The sequence below is a fragment of the Psychrosphaera algicola genome (assembly GCF_028401425.1).
Taxonomy (GTDB): domain Bacteria; phylum Pseudomonadota; class Gammaproteobacteria; order Enterobacterales; family Alteromonadaceae; genus Psychrosphaera; species Psychrosphaera algicola.
The window spans coordinates 4,080,604-4,098,946 of sequence record NZ_JAQOMS010000002.1 but is presented as its reverse complement, the minus strand read 5'-3'; the positions used below and the strand labels follow the sequence as shown (position 1 = coordinate 4,098,946).

The following is an 18,343-nucleotide window of genomic DNA, read 5'->3' as shown; positions in this document are numbered from 1 at the left end:
TGGCCAAATGGCAAAACACGATGACGTAATTCAAAATTATACAACGACGCCGGTTCCACTAAATAAAACAGTTGGAGGTGTCGGCATTGGTATGATTAACGGTAATTTGGCATTTGCAGTTCCCGGTTTAATAACAGGGTTAGAAATAGGCACCTCATTAGGATTTAAAGACAGTCTTATGGTCTTCATTCTTGGTGGCTTTATCTTATCAATATTAGGTTATGTCACCGGGTTAGTTGGCCGCTATAACCGAATAACCTCTTATATGACAATGAAGTTTGTATTTGGCATAAAGGGAGCCAATTTAATTTCTTTTGCTTTTGTTCTATCTTTACTTGGGTGGTATGGCGTAAACATTGACCTCTTTAGTGAAGTAAGTTTAGCCCTGTTACAACAGGAGTTTGATCTTTCCCCGCCCGTTTGGTTGTTAGAGATTTGCTTAGGTATCGTCATTACCATTACCACAATTTGGGGTTTTACTTTACTCGAAAAAGTCTCCAATTTATTTGTGCCTATCCTAGCCTTAATTTTAGTGTTTATGTTGTATCAAACCTTAACTTGGCAAGGACCAACAAGTACTTCAACTTTCATTCCCTATGAACTTAGTTTTGGCGAAGCCGTTTCAGCGGTCGTGGGAAGTTTTATTGTCAGCGTTGTTTTGATGCCAGACTTTACACGGTTTGCCAAAACAAACAAAGACACGGCGATTTCTTCTTTTCTTCCTTTTCTTGGACTAAGCAGCTTTGTATATATTGTTTCAGCGATGTCAGGGATCTTATTAATGGAATCTGACGTACTCAATGTCATGCTCACTTTAGGTTTAGGATTTTTTGCATTTACGTTGCTCATTATCTCTAGCTGGGTCACCAATGTTGTTAATTTATACAGTATTGGCCTAGGATTAAGTTCTGTGTTTACCAAAATTGCCGAACGTAAACTGGTTGTTATTGCCGGTCTATTTGGAACCGCAGCGTCAACTCTAAATCTACTAGATTCATTCACAGACTTTTTGTTCAGTTTAGCCATCATATTTACCCCAGTCGCCGCTATCTATGTGGTTGACTTTTTATCATAAATCAAAAACGTATTTATAAGATTGAAAAGCTTTCCGACATAAAAGACTTCAACGTTTCGGCAATTACGGCTTGGATGTTTGGCGTAGTCGCGACCTATTTATCAAACCAAAGTGGGATAAGTTTTTCCGGTGTTGAAGCAATTGACGCCTTTGTTATTTCGGCAGGTGTTTACTGGTTCTTATGCCAATTTAATCATCAAACTAATTAATGTTTTTATAGTACGTGAATAGTAAAAATTTTCGTTTGTGCAATGTCGTATTTTCAAACATTTAATTTTTTCGCGCTATGTAGAATATTGTCAATTTAAGAATTTATAAGCTGAGTTATATGAAAAATCTTAACAGACAACAAATATCAGACATCCTCTATGGCTGTGCAATATTAGGCACTGGTGGTGGTGGTGAACTTGCTGAAGGTTTTGAGTTTATTGAAAAAGCACTTGCCGCTGGAAAAGAGTTCAAACTTGTCGACATTGATCAGTTAGACGATGACAAAATGCTTTGTACGCCTTATATGTTAGGCGCACTAGCGATTGAGCAAGATGATACATACCAAGGTTTACCCCAGTCGAAGCAACCACCGATTATGACTGCATTTAAACGATTGCAGGAATACACAGGTGCTCAGTTTCACGGCACTATTTGCTGCGAGTTAGGTGGCTCCAATACGGCAATATCATTTTATCTGGCTGCGATGATAGATGGCGTGATAGTGGACGCAGATCCTGCTGGAAGGGCCGTACCTGAAATCACACATTCAACTTATTACCTAAACAATTTACCAGCCGCACCAATTATTACAGCAAACGAATTTGGTGAATGTTTTATTTGCGAAAATGTAATAGATGATCAAAGGGCTGAAAGCATTGTCCGTGCGTTAGCTATGGTTAGTCGTAACGACATAGCCGCTATCGATCACGCCCTACCGGTTTCAATTATGAAACATGCTGTAATCAAGGGGACAATTTCAAAAGCTTTGGCTATTGGCGAAGCCTACCGATATGCCAAAGAGCAAAACATAGACATTGCGACACGCGTCGCTGAATTTGGTAAGGGAATAGTACGCTTTAGAGGGGTAGTAACTGACTTCGAATTTAGTACTATCGAAGGCTTTACAATTGGCTCATTTAACATCGCTGGCGAAGGTGAGTTTGCAGGTAGGCAATATCGGGTTAATGTTAAAAACGAAAACTTATCGGCAACACTTGATGGCAAAATTGATGTCACTATTCCAGACTTAATTTGCTGCCTAGACATGGACAAATTAGAACCCGTTACCAACCCTAACTTTGTCAATGGTATGAATGTAGCAATTGTTATTCTGCCGGCCCCAAAAGAATTCACAACAGAGAAAGGTCTTAATGTATTTGGCCCTAAATATCTGGGTCTTCAAACAGATTACAATCCCGCTATCTAGCGGTATATTTAAGCCATAATAGTTAAACCAACAACACAAACCTTGATTGCCCTCAAGTAAAAAACCAAATTATTTTAGGGTATTTCAACATTTGTAAACACATGAATGTCCAGATAAACACAATTAGATATTCACTTACCAAGTATTGTCGAAGAGCTCGTCCCCACCGGCTTCATTAAATATTTTTCTTAATGTCATCTATTTGTTGTTTCTCCGCTGTTATTTTTTCAGCGTCAGTAACATGATTTTCAATCACTTCTATTCGACATGACTTATATTTAGTTTTTGATTTAAACCAGCAGCGGTCGGCATCATTATCTAAACATTGTTGCAACGTGGCCACAGCTAATTTATTGCAAGGCACAAACTCATTAGATGTTGGTGAAGCGCTTGTAACCACGCTAAAAAATGTAGCCACTGTAATAATTAATACAACGTTAATATTTGACACTATAATCCTCGTGAACAACTGAAATCGCCCTTAAGGGCTTATTATCGCCGTCTAAAATTAGTGTATGTCGCAAAGCTCACAACTCGTTTTTTAGTAACCGACTTAACCGGCCGTCGGCAATATAAAAATAACTAGTAGTGCAGATAGTGAGTCGCTTTCACAGACAGTTTTTTATCCGGTTTTTCTTGCTTTAATTGAATACAATAATGGAACCTGCTGACCCTTATGCAACATTTGATACCCTAAATCTGGTACTAACTCTAAGCCATCAAAGCATTTATAAGGGCTAAAAGGGTATTCAGAGAAAGACTCAATTGTTAATCCCGCAACTATTAAAGCATTGATAACTTCACTAATGGAATGCGGCCAGGTCACAATGGTTGAGCGACTACCATCGCAGTTTTCGGTATAAGTACCTTCTTCTTCGATATCAGGCGCATCATTAGGGAAATAAGAATAACCCGACAACAAGTCATTAAAAGCATGAAACTCAACTAGGTGAAACTCACCACCGGGTTTTAATGAACTATAAATTATTTGCGCCCAATCCGTTAAATTGGATAACCAGCACAGCACACCGTATGACGTAAATACGATATCAAATTGTTGGGAGTTTTCACGACCGAATTGAACAACGTCATTTTCTATAAAATTGGCTGTTAGGCCCAACGATTGCTTCAAAAAGTTTGCCTGCTCGATTGCATCAGCAGATAAATCTACACCAGTAACTTCCGCCCCCAAGCGCGCCCATGACAAGGTATCCTGACCAAAATGACATTGTAGATGAAGTAGCGATTTTCCTTGTACATTTCCAACTTGATTCAACTCAACTGGATTTAACGAGCATTTCCCATTTTTAAATGACGCAACGTCATAAAACTCAGACTCAACATGAACCTTCGTTCTTCTGTCCCACGCTTGTTTATTTATACTCAAATAATCCATTTTCATCCGTATACCAATTTAGTCGTTAATCGGTGTTTTTGCGCAGTACTCGTTTAAGTCCTCTCAGCATTAAACGGCTATTAATTTCAGAAACAAGAACTCTGGCAAATAGTAAGCCTAACAGCACCGAAACAACAAATTTCAAAATCGAAAGCTCCCAGAGGAAATAATTGGCACCTAAGAATAAAAAGATAAAACTGACTCGCACAATAAACGCAATAAATGCAAAACTAGGTAATGAAGTGTTTGATTGAATTTCGTCTCGAGCCTTTTCAAGCACGGTAAACTGTTTATCCCTACTTAAGTGGGAAATTTCGTCGAAACATTCAATATACTCTTTTATGTCCATTTACTCTCATGCTGTATGACAGCTTAAACAGAGGAAACTTTCCTCTTTTAACAATGATTATATTAGTAGCAAATTATTTAATTCATTGCCACTTACCAACGTTAATAAAACCGACCAGTGGGGTCAGAGTCGCTGATTTTATTACTTCCTCTGCACTCGGTTGGAGATCCCTAATATCGCTGTGGCTCTTTTGGGATGAAGTTTTTTGTTCTGAAATTATGAGCCAATTTAATGTGAATCATGAACTTCCTCTGCACTTGGTTGGAGATCCCTAATATCGCTGTGACTCGACTCATATTACAAGCTAGGGGATGACGGTTTTATTCAAAACAACGTACTATTACACTTAAAGTTCAGGCTACAGATTACTTCGTCTAAATCCCCTTAGTTGAGATTTATATCTCGAAGTGAACGGCAGGGACGCCGTTGCAAGGAATGTGCATAGGGATGTGCGTACATTCCGTCTTCGACGATAATATAAATATCAATTAAGGATTAGGGATTTGGTCGAAAGCGGCCTTTTTGCCTACATGATCTTAGATACAAAGAGCGGCTGTTGCAAAAGTATGGTCGACGCAGTCGAAATAGCCGCCCGCAGGGCAAAGAAAGGCGCAGCCTGCAAGGCGAAATATGACATTCCTCTGCACTTGGTTGGAGATCCCAAATATCGCTTAGGCTCTTTTGGAATGACGTTTTTTTGTTCTGAAATTATGAGTCAATTTAGGGCGAAATATGACATTCCTCTGCACTCGGTTGGAGATCCCAAATATCGCTTAGGCTCGACTCATATTACAAGCTAGGGGATGACGGTTTTTTCTGTTTATTAGGGATGACGGTTTTATTCAAAACAACGTACTATTACACTTAAAGTTCAGGCTACAGATTACTTCGTCTAAATCCCCCTTAGTTGAGATTTATATCTCGAAGTGAACGGCAGGGACGCCGTTGCAAGGAATGTGCATAGGGATGTGCGTACATTCCGTCTTCGACGATAATATAAATATCAATTAAGGATTAGGGATTTGGCCGAAAGCGGCTCTTTGGTTACTTTTCTAGCTGTTGAGAAAAGTGACTCGCCTTTAGGCGAAATAGCCGCCCGCAGGGCAAAGAAAGCCGCAGCCTGCAAGGCGAATTATGAACTTCCTCTGCAATCGGTTGGAGGTTCCAAATATCGCTTAGGCTCTTTTGGAATGACGTTTTTTGTTCTGAAATTATGAGTCAATTTAGGGCGAAATATGACATTCCTCTGCACTCGGTTGGAGGTTCCAAATATCGCTTAGGCTCTTTTGGAATGACGTTTTTTGTTCTGAAATTATGAGTCAATTTAGGGCGAATTATGGACTTCCTCTGCACTTGGTTGGAGATCCCAAATATCGCTTAGGCTCTTTTGGAATGACGTTTTTTGTTCTGAAATTATGAGTCAATTTAGGGCGAAATATGACATTCCTCTGCACTTGGTTGGAGGTTCCAAATATCGCTTAGGCTCTTTTGGAATGACGTTTTTGTTCTGAAATTATGAGTCAATTTAGGGCGAATTATGAACTTCCTCTGCACTTGGTTGGAGATCCCTAATATCGCTGTGGCTCTTTTGGGATGACGCCATTCCGTTTAATTGGAATGACGTTTTTCCTTAAAATACCGTGTTACTACACCTAACTTACACTTGTATCGTCAAACATATGCTGCGAAAACAACGTCTGTACTTGATACCAAACCGGATAATCGCTGCCATTGCCAACTGGTGCTGAGTCAAGCTGACAAACTGGCGCAATTTGTTTTGACGAGCTTGTTATCCAAATTTCATCCGCAGCTTCTACTTCTGAACGGGTAATAACGCCTTCAACCAATGAAATATCACTATATTGTTTAACAATATTAATGATCATTGCGCGGGTTATACTCAGGAAGCTTTTGGTTATCAAGCAATGGTGTATAGATAACATTGTCTTTTACAATAAAGACATTACAAGCAGCCGCTTCGGTAAGCTCATTTGCATCGTTAAATAACAACGTTTCGTCAAATCCAGCGTCTTTACTATTTTGATAATGTAAAACGTTGCCTAATAAAGACGTCGATTTTATATGACGTTTTTGCCAACGCGCATCAACTTGCGTATTCACTTTATAAAAATGACGATTTTTATCATCTGCATCTGGCATTGGCGGAATTTCGAAAGCATACGCAAATACGGTTGGTACTAAGTCATCCGTAAATCCGTGCTGGCGAACAGGTGAAGTGCCTCGAGATATTTGAATATAGATCCCTAAGTTGCCAGCGCCATTTTGCATTGCCAAGTGTTCACAAATGCCATTAAACTCTTCAATAGTGAAATGGTGCTCCAAATCAATATGCGCTAATCCTTGGAACATGCGTTGTAAATGCAATTCCAGACCAACAAACTTACCACCGTAACTCGGGATAACTTCGTAAATGCCATCGCCAAACAAAAAGCCACGATCCATCGGGGATATTTTTGCTTCGCTTGGCGCCATATATTCACCATTTAAAAATACGATATTCATATTGTTTCCTGAGCTTTATTTTCAATATTGCCACATAAGGCGCGAATGTCAGCTATCACCGACAACCCTTCTGTGTAACTTAAACTATCTTCGGTTAATGTATTTTGCTTTGTTACGCCGTCGACACTTCCACGGTCTGATAAGTATTGCAAGATTGCCTTTGGATTTACATTCGCCAAATAATCTTGGTGGCGAATTACTCCCAACATTCCTAATAAACCGTATGCAGCCCAATTAGAAACATCTGCCACTAACAATTCATCACATCGAGTGGTCGACGCATGAATGTCTAGCTTAGCCAGCTTCTTGGCAATATTCCCCATGCCAATTTCATTACCCCCATCGCCTATACCAATTGTAGGGCAAGAAGCATACAGAATAAAATCATCAAATCTGGCGCATCTTGATGAAATGTCGAGCCCAAACATATTGCGGTAGGTGCCATCCGCCGTACTACTGGGGCGTTCAATGGAGATGATCAAATCAGGTTCAATGTCTGCCAATGCTGATTGCGCTACAAACTTAGCGTTTATATCATCATCAACTCGTAATTTTAGACAGTCGAAGTCAGGTTCCAATGCGGAATATAGGGGGTCTCCACAAACAATAATCGGCGACATGCCGCAGGATTTAAGTGCTTGATAAAGCACTATCGCCTCAACCGGCCCATCGGTTTCATAGGTGTCATCAATTGGAAAGCCAGTGCCAATTAACACTGTGCCATTTACTTTGTTCAGTAATTTAGCCGCCCGGTAATAATACCCTTCTGACAAACAACGCTGAGCAAACTGCATTCCCCTAACATCTAGGGCCACTAGCCTATCTTCAATCTCACAACTAATTTGTTTCGACGTTTTTTCATAATCTAACTACCCGCTACATCGTTAGCTTTCACCACCGACGTATTTTCAAAATTGAATTTCGCCAAATGTAAGGCATTGTGCGCTTGCTCGATAGAAATCGACTCAAATGTTATTTTGGCGCCTTGCCTACATTGAGTGAGTCGGTCTAAGTCTAAAGATAAAACGGTTCCAATTTTAGGATACCCGCCTATGGTTTGCCTATCGTGCAATAAAATAATTGGTTGACCATCTGCCGGAATTTGCACGCTGCCTAGTGCTATGCCCTCAGAGTACATGGCGGTTTTATTAGCGGAAATCTTTGCCCCCGATAACCGATAGCCCATACGGTCCCATTGTTTACTAACTTCATAACTGGCGTTTAAAAATCGTTGAACTTGATGGTTTGTAAACCAGTCAAGTTGATAGCCTAAAACAATACGTAACTGAACCGCATCTAAATACTCAGGTTGTTTGGATTTTGCCAAAGAACAAACCCGTTTATTTTTATTACTCATTGTCGCTAAATTATCGCCTGCGGTGAGTGCTTTGCCATTTATGCCACCGATACCTTCTCGGACAACCGTTGCGCAACTGCCAAATTGAGGTTGCATTTGAAAACCACCAGCGACAGAAAAATAATTGCGAACACCAGTTGTAGCGTAACCAAACTCAATAACATCGTTAGGGACAATTTCAAATGTTTGCCAAAGTGGTAGCACTTTGCCATTTTTCTTCACAACATTATTCGCCCCAGTTATACAACCGGTTGTATGGCAGTGACTTTGCAAAATCAAACCACCAATTGAGACTTCAATTGCAGTTTCGTTATTTACGTTTTCTAAAAGCCGATGACACCAATCAAATGCGTTTTTATCAGCCGGTCCACCCTCAGTTAATCCTAAATGGTGTTGACCAAAACGTCCTGCGTCTTGGATAAGGCTTAACATGCCCGGTTGTTTTACAACAAATCCGTTGGCAATAACTGCTGTCATAATTCGCCTCCTAGTTCCACAAACTGCACTTTATCTATGGCTTTAAACTTAACGCTATCACCAACCGAAAAAGGCATATGGGGTACAGTTGCAGGATTAAACATAGCAATTGGGCAACGTCCAATAATATTCCAACCACTTATGGAAACCGCTGGATAAATGGCTGTTTGCCTATCGGCTATCGCTACAGCGCCTTTTGGTACTGTCATCCGTGGGGTTTCTAACCGAGGCATTGCAATACGGCTGTCGACTTCACCTAAGTATCCAAATCCAGGGCAAAACCGATGGCAAAAACTCGATACAACTGTTTGCAGTGAATATCAATCACCTGTTCTTTCGACAAGTTATGATGAAGCGCAATACGTTCTAGGTCCAACGCGACTTCATCGCCATAGTATACTGGCAACTCTACAACATTTGCGGCTTTATTTTCAGCCAAATCTGTTGGACTCGAGTTTAACGTATCGCCTAGTTGCGTCTCTAATTGTTCGAACACGTTGGATATTAACTTTTGGATGGCAAAATGATCTGTTTCAAATGGTGAATATTGGACAAGCACAGAGGTATAAGATGGGATCACCTCTAAGGTTAACGCACCACGATGTTGATCTAATTGCTGGCAAAAAGGCTAATAATAGCGGCCAGTTTAGTTGATAGTTCTTGCTCAAAATAAACTATCAACGCGCGTTCAGACGCGACTTCAACTCGAATTAAATTGTCAGACATTTTATTTAAGTGCCCTGCTTTTCTGTGTTTGTAAAGTAAAGTTGGAACAATATAAACGACTTAGCTATTACATAGTTTATGAATGTCAGCGATTAAACTCACACCGGCTTCATTATCGCCATGTACACAAATTGTATCTGAATTGACAGCGAGTTGATTACCCGTTGCAGTGGTTACCTGAGCGTTCAATAATTGTCGCACTTGGACGAGAATTTCGTCCTTATCCAACACTGAACCTTTTTCACTTCTAGGTTGTAAAGTGCCTTCATCGGTATAACGACGGTCTGCAAAAGATTCAAATAGTAAAGACACACCTTGTTGTGCGGCCGTGTCTGCATGCTTAGCGTTATCTTTGGTTGCTAACATCATGAGTTTTAACGAATGTCCCGACTGATTTAACAATTTTATGGCACAACATATTGCGTCTTGAATTGCGCTGTCCTTCATCATGTCGTTATATAAAGCACCGTGAGGTTTGACATAATCTACTGTCAAACCGAGCGTCGAAGCCATCCCAATCAAAGCACTTACTTGATAAACAACCATGTTGGTAATTTCTTGCTTACTGCAATTTAGCGAGCGCCGACCAAACCCTTGCAGGTCTGGATACGAGGGATGCGCACCTATAACTGTATTGTATTTCTTTGCCAACAACAGGGTATTAAACATCACGTCTGGATCACCTGCATGGAAACCACAGGCAATATTAGCCATATCGATATGCGGCATGACAGCGTCGTCTAGTCCCATTGTCCATGAACCAAAGCTCTCACCTAAATCACAATTTAATTTTAATTTTGTTGTCATGTTTATTTATAAAACCGAAAGTTTGCTATTAGGAATATCCGTTATCAGCATGCAGCCCGGACTATGAGTGATACAAAAATCGAGTTTGGCTTCTCGTACAACATTTTGAGGTGTGACACCGCATGCCCAAAACACCGGAACTTCATTCTTTTTAATCGTTACCGCATCACCATAATCAGGTGTTCCAATGTCCTTTATTCCAATCAAGCTTGGGTCACCAAAATGAACAGGCGCACCGTGAACACTCGGAAAACGGCTACAGATCTGAACAGACCGAATTGCATCAGCCGCTAACATAGGTCGCATACTAACAACCAATTGACCTCCTAAAGGCCCAACAGCACTATTGGCAATGTTAGTGTTGTACATTGGTACATTTACTTGCTCGGTAATGTTTCTAATTTCGATGCCATCAGCCAATAAAGCTTCTTCAAACGAAAATGAGCACCCTAACAAAAAGACGACTAAATCATCTCGCCATACCGACCTGATGTCAGGGACCTCATCGACAACGACGCCCTTCTCGAATATCTTAAACATAGGTAAATCTGTGCGAATATCGATTGGTTCTTCACCACCAACATCAACAAATGGAGAACCGACTTCAGACGACATAGCAATTATTGGACAGGATTTTGGATTACGCTGGCAAAAACGCAGGAAAAAGTTAGCGTCTGATTCAGGCAATATCACCAAATTACATTGAACATAGCCATTCGCTAAACCAGAAGTATGTGTTTGCCATTCACCATCACGGATCATTTTCCGGATTTGTGCAGGATGAAGTTGGTCCATATTTATTGAGCTAGCCATCGTTTTATTACCTATTAACTTAATTTCCTAGTTACAAAGAACTAAAAAACACGAAAAACAAACCTCTACACTATTCATTCGTCTTTTGGGAGGCTGTTGCGACAGTTCATATAACCGCTTAAGGCTATATTAAGACTAAGACAATAATTTGCCTACTGAAAATTAGTTATTTAAGGCTTAACAAAACATATTGTTAACTATATTCCGTAGATATATCGATACAGCCATTATTCAGATTTATTAGCAATATAACGTTTTGTTAATGCGCGTTTTCTAATTTGATCAATAAGTAACGCCCAAATCCCAGATGCATTGGTTTTCGGCTTCTTGCCGTTACCTATACGACGCAGTTGACTTGTCACTAATGCCATATTTGCTAAACCGCTTAATGTTTTGTCGTGCCAACGAACAACTTTTGTTTGTGCAACAAATTGAGAATCTAATTGCCATCTATCGACTAAGTTTGGAACAAAGGCGAATGCACTTGCAATTCCGACTAACTGCGGTCCTGAATTGACAACATGTCGAGCAACTGGCAACCGTTTAATCCCGCCCGTTGTCATAATTGGCAGGTCTGTCACTTTAGCAATTTTCGCTGCAAATTCCAAAAAGTATGCCTCTCTTTGCAAGGTACGACCATCTGCAGTTTTACCCTGCATCGCAGGTGATTCGTAGCTACCACCGGAAAGTTCGACAAAGTCAAGGCCTAACATTGACAGCTTTTTAACAACCCACTCGGCGTCGTCAACATCAAAACCGCCACGTTGAAAGTCGGCTGAATTAAGTTTTACTGAGACGCTAAAGTGTGACGGCACAGCTTCTTTAACTTGTTCGATAATGACGAATAAAAGACGAGCTCGATTTTCAATTTCTCCGCCCCACTTATCATGCCGTTTGTTGGTAAGTGGAGACAAAAACTGGGCAATCAAGTATCCATGTGCGGCATGAATTTCAACCCCATCAAACCCAGCATCATATGCACGTTTTGAGGTCGTAACAAAGCGATTGATCACGTCGGTAATCTCTTCTTCGGTCATTGCTTTGGGTTGACCAAACAATTTACTGTGTTTGCCTAGATCTAACGCCACATCGGACGGTGACAATACTTTACCTTCCATGTTAGCGAATACTTGACGACCCGGATGATTAATTTGCATGATTAGTCGGGCACCATTCAGTTTACCCTTGTGTGCCCATTCTACAAAAGGACGTAGGTCAGTATTATGTTCTAGGGCGATCCCGCCTGGGCCGGTCATCGCTAGACGGTCTACCATCACATTTCCGGTTAAAATCGTGCCTACGCCACCTTCACTCCATGTCTGATACAATTTGAATATTTCACTGTCTGGTAATTGCTGTCCATTTCCTAGCCCTTCCTCCATCGAGGCTTTAACGGCTCGATTTTTTAACGTTAAACCGCTTGGTAACGTAAACGACGAAAATAGATCAACTCGGTTGGGCATAAATAGACTCTTTAAAGTGAATAATTGATTGATGAATTTTTTAAAGTTAAAGCTAACTTTAGATTCAACATATTGTTGGGTAAACTATGAAGATTGGGGAGCTATCCAAATTATCAAGTGTCGCAACGTCTGCTTTTCGTTATTACGACAAACTGGCTTTATTTAGTGGAAAGCAACTGACATAACGGCTCAACTCGACGCTTTCAAGGCGACATGATAGCGCAAATCAAGCGACAGAAAAACAACATGCTTAACGTCCAAAAATACATTAAGTGCTACATAAGCTAACGGTGAATGTTTAACAGTTGAGCAAGTGAGGTATATCAGTCAACAACGACTGCGAGTTTAATCAACTTCTCGTTTAGGATCTGTCAGATTTTTGAAAGCTCGACAAAAAGTGCATTAGCAATGTCATCGTCTTGTAAATATGCCAATGCAACGACAAATTCTTTTGGAGCTTGACTTGCTTCAAGTTGGCCAACAAGCTGTTTTATCGCAGTCTGCCTAAGCTCTGGTTGTAATGACAATATTCTCACCAGCGTTGCTTGAACCGTGGGATCTTCTTTTGCGACTTGGACTAACGTAATAAAAGTATCGTTCAGTCCTACATTTTTAGGAGTTTTCATAATTTAAGTCCCGTAAGTTTAACTTAAATATTATTGCCAACTTATCTAACATCAAGCTCATTATTTAATTCATTACATACTTGGTATAACTGAGAAAGTTCGATAGGTTTTGCTAAATAGTAATCAAAGTCCCCCGCGAAATACATTTCGATATCTTCATCCATAACGTTAGCAGTTACAGCAATAACTTTAATTTCTGGGTGTGACTTTTTAATGATTGTACACGCCTCCATACCATCCATTATCGGCATTTGAATATCCATAAAAATCACATCAGGAACACTGTCAGCGACCAAATCAACGGCTTCTTGACCATTATTTGCAACGCGTATTTGGATCCCAGTGCCTTTCATCATGGACAAGAATATGGTCTGATTTATTTTGTTATCTTCAGCAAGAATTGCAGTGAGCTTTTCTAGCTTAGGCAAGGTTAGTTTGGGTTCATGTTTTGCACCTATCTCATGTTGTTCAACATGTTTAAGTGGCAATAAAATAGTAAATACGGTCCCCTTCCCTAACTCACTTTTAACATCTATTGTGCCATTCATAATGTCAACCAAACTCTTGGTAATGGCCATCCCTAAACCGGTACCACCAAATTTTCGAGTGGTCGATTTGTCTGCTTGCTCAAAGCGACTAAATAAATTATGTAGATGTTGGTCAGACATTCCAATACCCGAATCGGATATTTTAATTTCTAAATAATTTTGGACCGACTTAGCCAATGTAATATTTACTGCGCCTTGTTCAGTAAATTTGACCGCATTGGAAACAATATTTAGTAATATCTGCTTAACTCGAACTGAATCTCCCGACCAATAGCGAAGGTAACTGTCTTTTTCTCGATATTAAACTGTAAACCTTTTTCTTCAATATCTGGTTTAAGGGAGCTTTCAACACTTTGTAAAATGGCATTTAAATCAAATGGCACATTTTCAATACTTAATTTGCCAGCCTCAATTTTAGAGAAATCCAAAATGTCATTAATGATGGTTAGCAATGCTCTGGATGACAATGACGCATCACTGAGTAGTTGGCTACTTTCATCATTTTGAGGTTGTTGCTTGAGTAATTGTAAGGTACCTAAAATGCCGTTCATCGGTGTTCTTATTTCGTGGCTCATGTTTGCTAAAAACAACGACTTAGCACTACTCGCCTTATCTGCTGCTTGCTTTGCTAGCGCCAGTTCACGATTGCTATATTCCAATAAGGTTAAATTTTCCTGCAATTTATTATTGTTCTGCTCAAGCTCAATCGTTTGCTCTTCTACCAATCGTTTAAGTCGTCTGTTAAACGTCTTTTGATGATAAGAATACGCAAGCACCGCTATCAAAATTGAGATCAAAAGATATAAATAGCGATTATCAACTTTAAACGAAGAAAATTCATATTCGGATAAAAACAAGCCATCTATCGTACTGCTTTTGCCAACCATGCCTAAATCTTTATAGGTTTCAGCGATACTGTTAAATCGGTTTGGGAATGCCGTGCCTAACTCTACAAATTTATGTTTAACCAAGTTTGCAGTTTCATTTGCTTCTTGAAGTAATAGTGGTTTTGCCGTTTTAGAACCATATTTGTTAATAATTAAATCTGCAATTTCCTCTTGATGTTCCAGCGCATATATCCATCCCAACCTTGACGCTGAAACAAATTTTTTCACTCTACCTTTGTGGTTTTTAACTTCGTCTTCTGTAGTGAATATAAGATCACCATAAAAATCTACACCGTAGCTGCTCGGGTCTATTATATTAATTTCATGGCCAAGCTCTTTGTATTTAACCGGTTGATTTGACCGATAACCAGACATAACATCTGTGGTGCCATTAATGAGAGATTCATCGTTAAAATTGTGTTTAACAAATTGATAATCAGTTGCTTGGATCCCAAACATTTTTAAAAGAGCAAGAAGAGGCGCGTCATCAACACTTCGTTGAAACATAATGCGTTTACCGGCCAGATCGTAAGGGCTTGTAATGCCTTTATCAGCCAATGACATAAATATTAACGGGCTTGCTTGAAAAATAGTGGATGCAATGACTACAGGTTTGCCTGCCATACGCTGAACAACAATGCTCGAGTCTGATATTCCATAGTTTGCTTTACCCTTAATAACATCATCTATCGGTGACGTATTTCGGTCTCGTTCTCGTATTTCAACATCCAATCCAACTTCATCGTAATAGCCTTGCTCAAGTGCTGCGTAATAACCAGCAAACTGAAATTGATGAAACCATTTTAGTTGTAATGTTACTTTTTCTTTAGCCACCAAAGGGGCGCAAAAATCAAAACTACGAGGATAGAAAAAACTTCATTAACTCATCTCGACTCAAAGTGAATTAGCCACATTTACGTGGCGTAAACTACCAATTTACATAAGCTTAGTTAAAAATTAATGATTTAACACATTTTAATTCGATGACAGTCTGGTCACACTAACGCTTAAATTTAGTCTCTAAAATAACGGAAGAGTTAGTGCGCTCAATGCCACTGAGATTACCAATATTGTCCAAGGTTTGATTTAACTGACTTAGCGACTCTGCTTGTACGACAGCGATTAAGTCGTATTCACCGCTTATCGCGTATAACTCAGCAACCATAGAAAACTGCTTTAAAGCAATGTACGTTTTAGTAGTCAATTGTTGTTTTACTTTGATATGCACGTGGGCCATAACTTGGTCTGATAAAAAGTCGCTACCATATTCGACGGAATACCCTTTTATCACCCCTGTTTCTTCTAGCTTAGTGATCCTATTTTGCACAGTTGTGCGAGACAAATTTAATGCCCTTGCCAAGTCAGACACACTCATTCTAGCGTTTTCACGCAGCAGTAATAATAGCTTTCTCTCTTGTTCACTTAGCATTTTGACAACTAAACCCGTTAATTTGACTAAAATAATGATCACATTTAACCATTTGACGCTGCATTTTAACATCACTAATCCACATAATAGACAAATATCAATAAGACTGAATAACAAACAACGGCTATACAGCCTTGGTTCAAGGGGAATTACATGAAGGTTTCAAGAGATTTATTCGACCAGGTTATGGTCCCAAATTATGCCCCAGCGGCCATAATTCCAGTATCAGGCAAAGGTTCTCGTGTATGGGACCAAAATGGCAAAGAATATGTCGATTTTGCCGGTGGTATCGCGGTGAGTTGTTTAGGTCATTGTCATCCTAATTTGGTAAATGCGCTGCAAACACAAAGTGAAAAAATTTGGCATCTGTCTAATGTGATGACTAACGAACCCGCTCTTCGTTTAGCCTCAAAACTATGTGCAGCGACTTTTGCCGAAAAAGTCTATTTCGCCAATTCTGGCGCCGAAGCAAATGAGGCCGCATTAAAATTAGCACGTCGTTTTGCCTTAGATAACTACGGTGCAGAAAAAGATCAAATCATCGCGTTTGATAAAGCCTTCCATGGTCGTACATTTTTCACTGTTACTGTTGGTGGTCAAGCGGCTTATTCTGACGGGTTTGGGCCAAAACCATAGGTGGTATTTCACACGCTGAGTACAACAATTTAGCTTCTCTAGAAGCACTAATTTCAGACAAGACATGTGCTGTAATGTTAGAACCATTGCAAGGTGAAGGTGGTGTCATTTCACCAACACAAGAATTTATTAAAGGTGTTCGTGCACTGTGTGACAAACACAATGCGTTAATGATCTTTGATGAAGTGCAAACCGGTGTAGGCCGCACAGGTCACTTATATGCGTATCAAGATTTAGGTGTGACACCTGATATTTTGACAACGGCAAAAGCATTAGGTGGTGGATTCCCAATCGCTGCGATGTTGACCACCACTGAGATTGCAAAACACCTCAAAATTGGCACACATGGTTCAACCTACGGTGGTAATGCCCTAGCCTGTGCAGTAGCTGAAGCAGCACTTGATACTGTTAACACAAAAGCCGTATTAGATGGTGTTTCACAACGAGAACACGTTATTCGTGAAGGCCTAAACGCGATAAATGCCAAATTTGATATTTTTAGCGAAATTCGTGGCAAAGGGTTATTGCTTGGCGCGGCACTGAACGAAAAATACCAAGGCCGAGCAAAAGAGTTTTTGATGGCGGCCGCTGACAACGGAATGATGTGCTTAATTGCAGGACCAAATGTGATCCGTTTTACGCCGTCGTTAGTCATCGAACTTGAAGATATTCAATTAGGACTAGAACGATTTGAGCAAGCTGTTGCAAACATAGTAAATAGCTAATACGTATATCGCGAAAATAGGTAACTCATATGTTAATTGTTCGACCAATTCAAAAACTGACTTTGATGGCCTGAAGCAAATTGCCATCAATTCAGGTTATGGGTTTACCTCATTACCAGTTGACGATGCGCGTCTGATGGAAAAAATAGAACGGGCGGTAAATAGCATTAACGCCCCTTTTACCCAACGTGCAGAAGAAAGTTATTTGTTTGTTCTCGAAGATACCGAGACTGGAAAAATTGTTGGAACAACGGGCATCGAAGCCTCTGTTGGCTTAAGTGTGCCCCTGTACCACTACCGTCAGAGTAAAATTGTTCACCACTCTAAACAACTTGGTATCTATAAAAGCTTAGATACGTTAGCCGTATGTAACGATTACACCGGTGCAACTGAAATATGCACACTGTTTTTAGAGCAAGCTTACCGTAAAACCCGTGCCGGACGATTATTATCAAAAGTGCGGTTTATGTTTATGGCGGATCACACTGAGCGTTTTTCTAACACTATTATTGCTGAGATGCGTGGCGTGTCTGACGAACAGGGTAATTCACCGTTTTGGCAATGGTTACAAGAACACTTTTTTGGTATCGATTTTTCTATGGCTGATCATTTAATTGGCTTAGGAAACAAGGGATTTATTTCTGAGCTGATGCCCAAACACCCAATCTACTCAAGTATGTTAAGCCCTGAAGCGCAGGCAGTTATTGGTCGAGTTCATGACAAAACCAAACCCGCTTTAGGTTTGTTAACAAAAGAAGGGTTTGAACCTAGAGGCTACGTGGACTTGTTTGACGCAGGCCCCACCGTTGAAGCTAAATTACCGCAGATTAAATCGGTAAAAAACAGCTTTTTGGCCACCGTCACTATTTGTGCAGACGATCAACTCCCAACCAATATTGATCCAAATGCAAAAACTTACGGACTTAGTAACCTTCATGTTGAGCAATTTAGAGCCACGTTTACCCAGCAAATAATTTTACATACCGAAGCTGACCATACACTGGTATTGATTTCACAAACGATGGCTGACGCGTTGGCCGTGCAACAAGGTGACTCTTTACGTATTTTGGTGCTGTAAATAACCCCATC

19 protein-coding genes and 3 pseudogenes are annotated in these 18,343 nt (G+C 40.1%); 7 read left to right on the top strand and 15 right to left on the bottom strand.

Annotation, left to right across the window (positions count from 1 at the left end; genetic code table 11):
- Positions 1 to 7: 7 nt before the first annotated feature.
- From PN838_RS22515 to PN838_RS22505, 3 genes are all read left to right on the top strand, one after another.
- Positions 8 to 1,075 (top strand): cytosine permease, encoded by a 1,068-nt coding sequence (locus tag PN838_RS22515; RefSeq protein ID WP_272182044.1) that lies wholly within the window; start codon positions 8 to 10, stop codon positions 1,073 to 1,075.
- A gap of 74 nt (positions 1,076 to 1,149) precedes the next feature.
- Entirely contained in the window at positions 1,150 to 1,284 is a 135-nt protein-coding gene (locus PN838_RS22510; protein WP_272182043.1) for a hypothetical protein, read from the top strand.
- A gap of 119 nt (positions 1,285 to 1,403) precedes the next feature.
- Positions 1,404 to 2,492 (top strand): S-methyl thiohydantoin desulfurase family protein, encoded by a 1,089-nt coding sequence (locus PN838_RS22505; protein WP_272182042.1) that lies wholly within the window; start codon positions 1,404 to 1,406, stop codon positions 2,490 to 2,492.
- A 175-nt stretch (positions 2,493 to 2,667) separates the two neighbouring features.
- Here the strand turns inward: PN838_RS22505 and PN838_RS22500 are convergent, their stop codons facing one another.
- From PN838_RS22500 to PN838_RS22490, 3 genes are all read right to left on the bottom strand, one after another.
- Entirely contained in the window at positions 2,668 to 2,943 is a 276-nt protein-coding gene (locus PN838_RS22500) for a hypothetical protein (RefSeq protein ID WP_272182041.1), read from the bottom strand.
- A gap of 171 nt (positions 2,944 to 3,114) precedes the next feature.
- Complete coding sequence (locus PN838_RS22495) at positions 3,115 to 3,888, bottom strand: class I SAM-dependent methyltransferase (RefSeq protein ID WP_272182691.1); 774 nt, start codon at positions 3,886 to 3,888, stop codon at positions 3,115 to 3,117.
- 25 nt (positions 3,889 to 3,913) lie between these two features.
- Positions 3,914 to 4,237, bottom strand: a complete 324-nt coding sequence (locus PN838_RS22490; RefSeq protein ID WP_272182040.1) for a hypothetical protein — start codon at positions 4,235 to 4,237, stop codon at positions 3,914 to 3,916.
- A gap of 566 nt (positions 4,238 to 4,803) precedes the next feature.
- Between PN838_RS22490 and PN838_RS22485 the strand changes: the two genes are divergently transcribed.
- Both PN838_RS22485 and PN838_RS22480 read left to right on the top strand, forming a co-directional pair.
- Positions 4,804 to 5,037 (top strand): hypothetical protein, encoded by a 234-nt coding sequence (locus PN838_RS22485; protein WP_272182039.1) that lies wholly within the window; start codon positions 4,804 to 4,806, stop codon positions 5,035 to 5,037.
- Between the two features lie 222 nt (positions 5,038 to 5,259).
- Positions 5,260 to 5,454: a hypothetical protein gene (locus tag PN838_RS22480; RefSeq protein WP_272182038.1), complete on the top strand. Its 195-nt coding sequence runs from the start codon at positions 5,260 to 5,262 to the stop codon at positions 5,452 to 5,454.
- A 435-nt stretch (positions 5,455 to 5,889) separates the two neighbouring features.
- Here the strand turns inward: PN838_RS22480 and PN838_RS26710 are convergent, their stop codons facing one another.
- The 12 genes and pseudogenes from PN838_RS26710 to PN838_RS22425 all read right to left on the bottom strand — a co-directional run bounded on the left by PN838_RS26710 (position 5,890) and on the right by PN838_RS22425 (position 15,893).
- Positions 5,890 to 6,123: a hypothetical protein gene (locus PN838_RS26710; RefSeq protein ID WP_334313431.1), complete on the bottom strand. Its 234-nt coding sequence runs from the start codon at positions 6,121 to 6,123 to the stop codon at positions 5,890 to 5,892.
- Entirely contained in the window at positions 6,113 to 6,760 is a 648-nt protein-coding gene (locus tag PN838_RS22475) for an aminotransferase class IV (RefSeq protein ID WP_334313430.1), read from the bottom strand. The genes PN838_RS26710 and PN838_RS22475 overlap by 11 nt, the downstream gene beginning before the upstream one ends.
- Entirely contained in the window at positions 6,757 to 7,575 is an 819-nt protein-coding gene (locus tag PN838_RS22470) for a glutamate cyclase domain-containing protein (protein WP_272182037.1), read from the bottom strand. Before PN838_RS22470 ends, PN838_RS22475 begins: the two co-directional genes overlap by 4 nt.
- Before the next feature lie 50 nt (positions 7,576 to 7,625).
- On the bottom strand, positions 7,626 to 8,594 hold the full coding sequence (locus tag PN838_RS22465) for a 5-oxoprolinase subunit C family protein (RefSeq protein WP_272182036.1): 969 nt from the start codon (positions 8,592 to 8,594) through the stop codon (positions 7,626 to 7,628).
- Positions 8,591 to 9,174: pseudogene (locus PN838_RS22460) on the bottom strand (5-oxoprolinase subunit B family protein). Before PN838_RS22460 ends, PN838_RS22465 begins: the two are co-directional and overlap by 4 nt.
- Positions 9,175 to 9,380: 206 nt before the next feature.
- Positions 9,381 to 10,127: a 5-oxoprolinase subunit PxpA gene (locus tag PN838_RS22455; protein ID WP_272182035.1), complete on the bottom strand. Its 747-nt coding sequence runs from the start codon at positions 10,125 to 10,127 to the stop codon at positions 9,381 to 9,383.
- 6 nt (positions 10,128 to 10,133) lie between these two features.
- Entirely contained in the window at positions 10,134 to 10,940 is an 807-nt protein-coding gene (locus PN838_RS22450) for a putative hydro-lyase (protein ID WP_272182034.1), read from the bottom strand.
- Positions 10,941 to 11,167: 227 nt separating this feature from the next.
- Entirely contained in the window at positions 11,168 to 12,403 is a 1,236-nt protein-coding gene (locus tag PN838_RS22445) for an NADH:flavin oxidoreductase/NADH oxidase family protein (RefSeq protein ID WP_272182033.1), read from the bottom strand.
- Positions 12,404 to 12,774: 371 nt separating this feature from the next.
- The gene (locus PN838_RS22440; RefSeq protein WP_272182032.1) at positions 12,775 to 13,029 is read right to left on the bottom strand and encodes a hypothetical protein; all 255 of its coding nucleotides are present in this window, start codon (positions 13,027 to 13,029) and stop codon (positions 12,775 to 12,777) included.
- Between the two features lie 41 nt (positions 13,030 to 13,070).
- Positions 13,071 to 13,805 (bottom strand): ATP-binding protein, encoded by a 735-nt coding sequence (locus tag PN838_RS22435; RefSeq protein ID WP_272182690.1) that lies wholly within the window; start codon positions 13,803 to 13,805, stop codon positions 13,071 to 13,073.
- Between the two features lie 2 nt (positions 13,806 to 13,807).
- Positions 13,808 to 15,298: an ABC transporter substrate-binding protein gene (locus PN838_RS22430; protein ID WP_272182031.1), complete on the bottom strand. Its 1,491-nt coding sequence runs from the start codon at positions 15,296 to 15,298 to the stop codon at positions 13,808 to 13,810.
- A gap of 166 nt (positions 15,299 to 15,464) precedes the next feature.
- Positions 15,465 to 15,893, bottom strand: coding sequence for an Lrp/AsnC family transcriptional regulator (locus PN838_RS22425; RefSeq protein WP_215965154.1), 429 nt, complete (start codon positions 15,891 to 15,893; stop codon positions 15,465 to 15,467).
- Positions 15,894 to 16,046: 153 nt separating this feature from the next.
- Between PN838_RS22425 and PN838_RS22420 the strand changes: the two are divergent.
- Both PN838_RS22420 and astA read left to right on the top strand, forming a co-directional pair.
- Positions 16,047 to 17,254: pseudogene (locus PN838_RS22420) on the top strand (aspartate aminotransferase family protein).
- 29 nt (positions 17,255 to 17,283) lie between these two features.
- Positions 17,284 to 18,332: pseudogene (gene astA, locus PN838_RS22415) on the top strand (arginine N-succinyltransferase).
- Positions 18,333 to 18,343 lie beyond the last annotated feature (11 nt).

Excerpts from the sequence above, each read along its gene's own strand:
- PN838_RS22515 (WP_272182044.1), top strand. The coding sequence starts at position 8 with ATGGCAAAACACGATGACGTAATTCAAAATTATACAACGACGCCGGTT.
- PN838_RS22510 (WP_272182043.1), top strand. The coding sequence starts at position 1,150 with ATGTTTGGCGTAGTCGCGACCTATTTATCAAACCAAAGTGGGATAAGT.
- PN838_RS22505 (WP_272182042.1), top strand. The coding sequence starts at position 1,404 with ATGAAAAATCTTAACAGACAACAAATATCAGACATCCTCTATGGCTGT.
- PN838_RS22495 (WP_272182691.1), bottom strand. The coding sequence starts at position 3,888 with ATGGATTATTTGAGTATAAATAAACAAGCGTGGGACAGAAGAACGAAG.
- PN838_RS22490 (WP_272182040.1), bottom strand. The coding sequence starts at position 4,237 with ATGGACATAAAAGAGTATATTGAATGTTTCGACGAAATTTCCCACTTA.
- PN838_RS22485 (WP_272182039.1), top strand. The coding sequence starts at position 4,804 with ATGGTCGACGCAGTCGAAATAGCCGCCCGCAGGGCAAAGAAAGGCGCA.
- PN838_RS26710 (WP_334313431.1), bottom strand. The coding sequence starts at position 6,123 with ATGATCATTAATATTGTTAAACAATATAGTGATATTTCATTGGTTGAA.
- PN838_RS22475 (WP_334313430.1), bottom strand. The coding sequence starts at position 6,760 with ATGAATATCGTATTTTTAAATGGTGAATATATGGCGCCAAGCGAAGCA.
- PN838_RS22465 (WP_272182036.1), bottom strand. The coding sequence starts at position 8,594 with ATGACAGCAGTTATTGCCAACGGATTTGTTGTAAAACAACCGGGCATG.
- PN838_RS22455 (WP_272182035.1), bottom strand. The coding sequence starts at position 10,127 with ATGACAACAAAATTAAAATTAAATTGTGATTTAGGTGAGAGCTTTGGT.
- PN838_RS22450 (WP_272182034.1), bottom strand. The coding sequence starts at position 10,940 with ATGGCTAGCTCAATAAATATGGACCAACTTCATCCTGCACAAATCCGG.
- PN838_RS22445 (WP_272182033.1), bottom strand. The coding sequence starts at position 12,403 with ATGCCCAACCGAGTTGATCTATTTTCGTCGTTTACGTTACCAAGCGGT.
- PN838_RS22440 (WP_272182032.1), bottom strand. The coding sequence starts at position 13,029 with ATGAAAACTCCTAAAAATGTAGGACTGAACGATACTTTTATTACGTTA.
- PN838_RS22425 (WP_215965154.1), bottom strand. The coding sequence starts at position 15,893 with ATGCTAAGTGAACAAGAGAGAAAGCTATTATTACTGCTGCGTGAAAAC.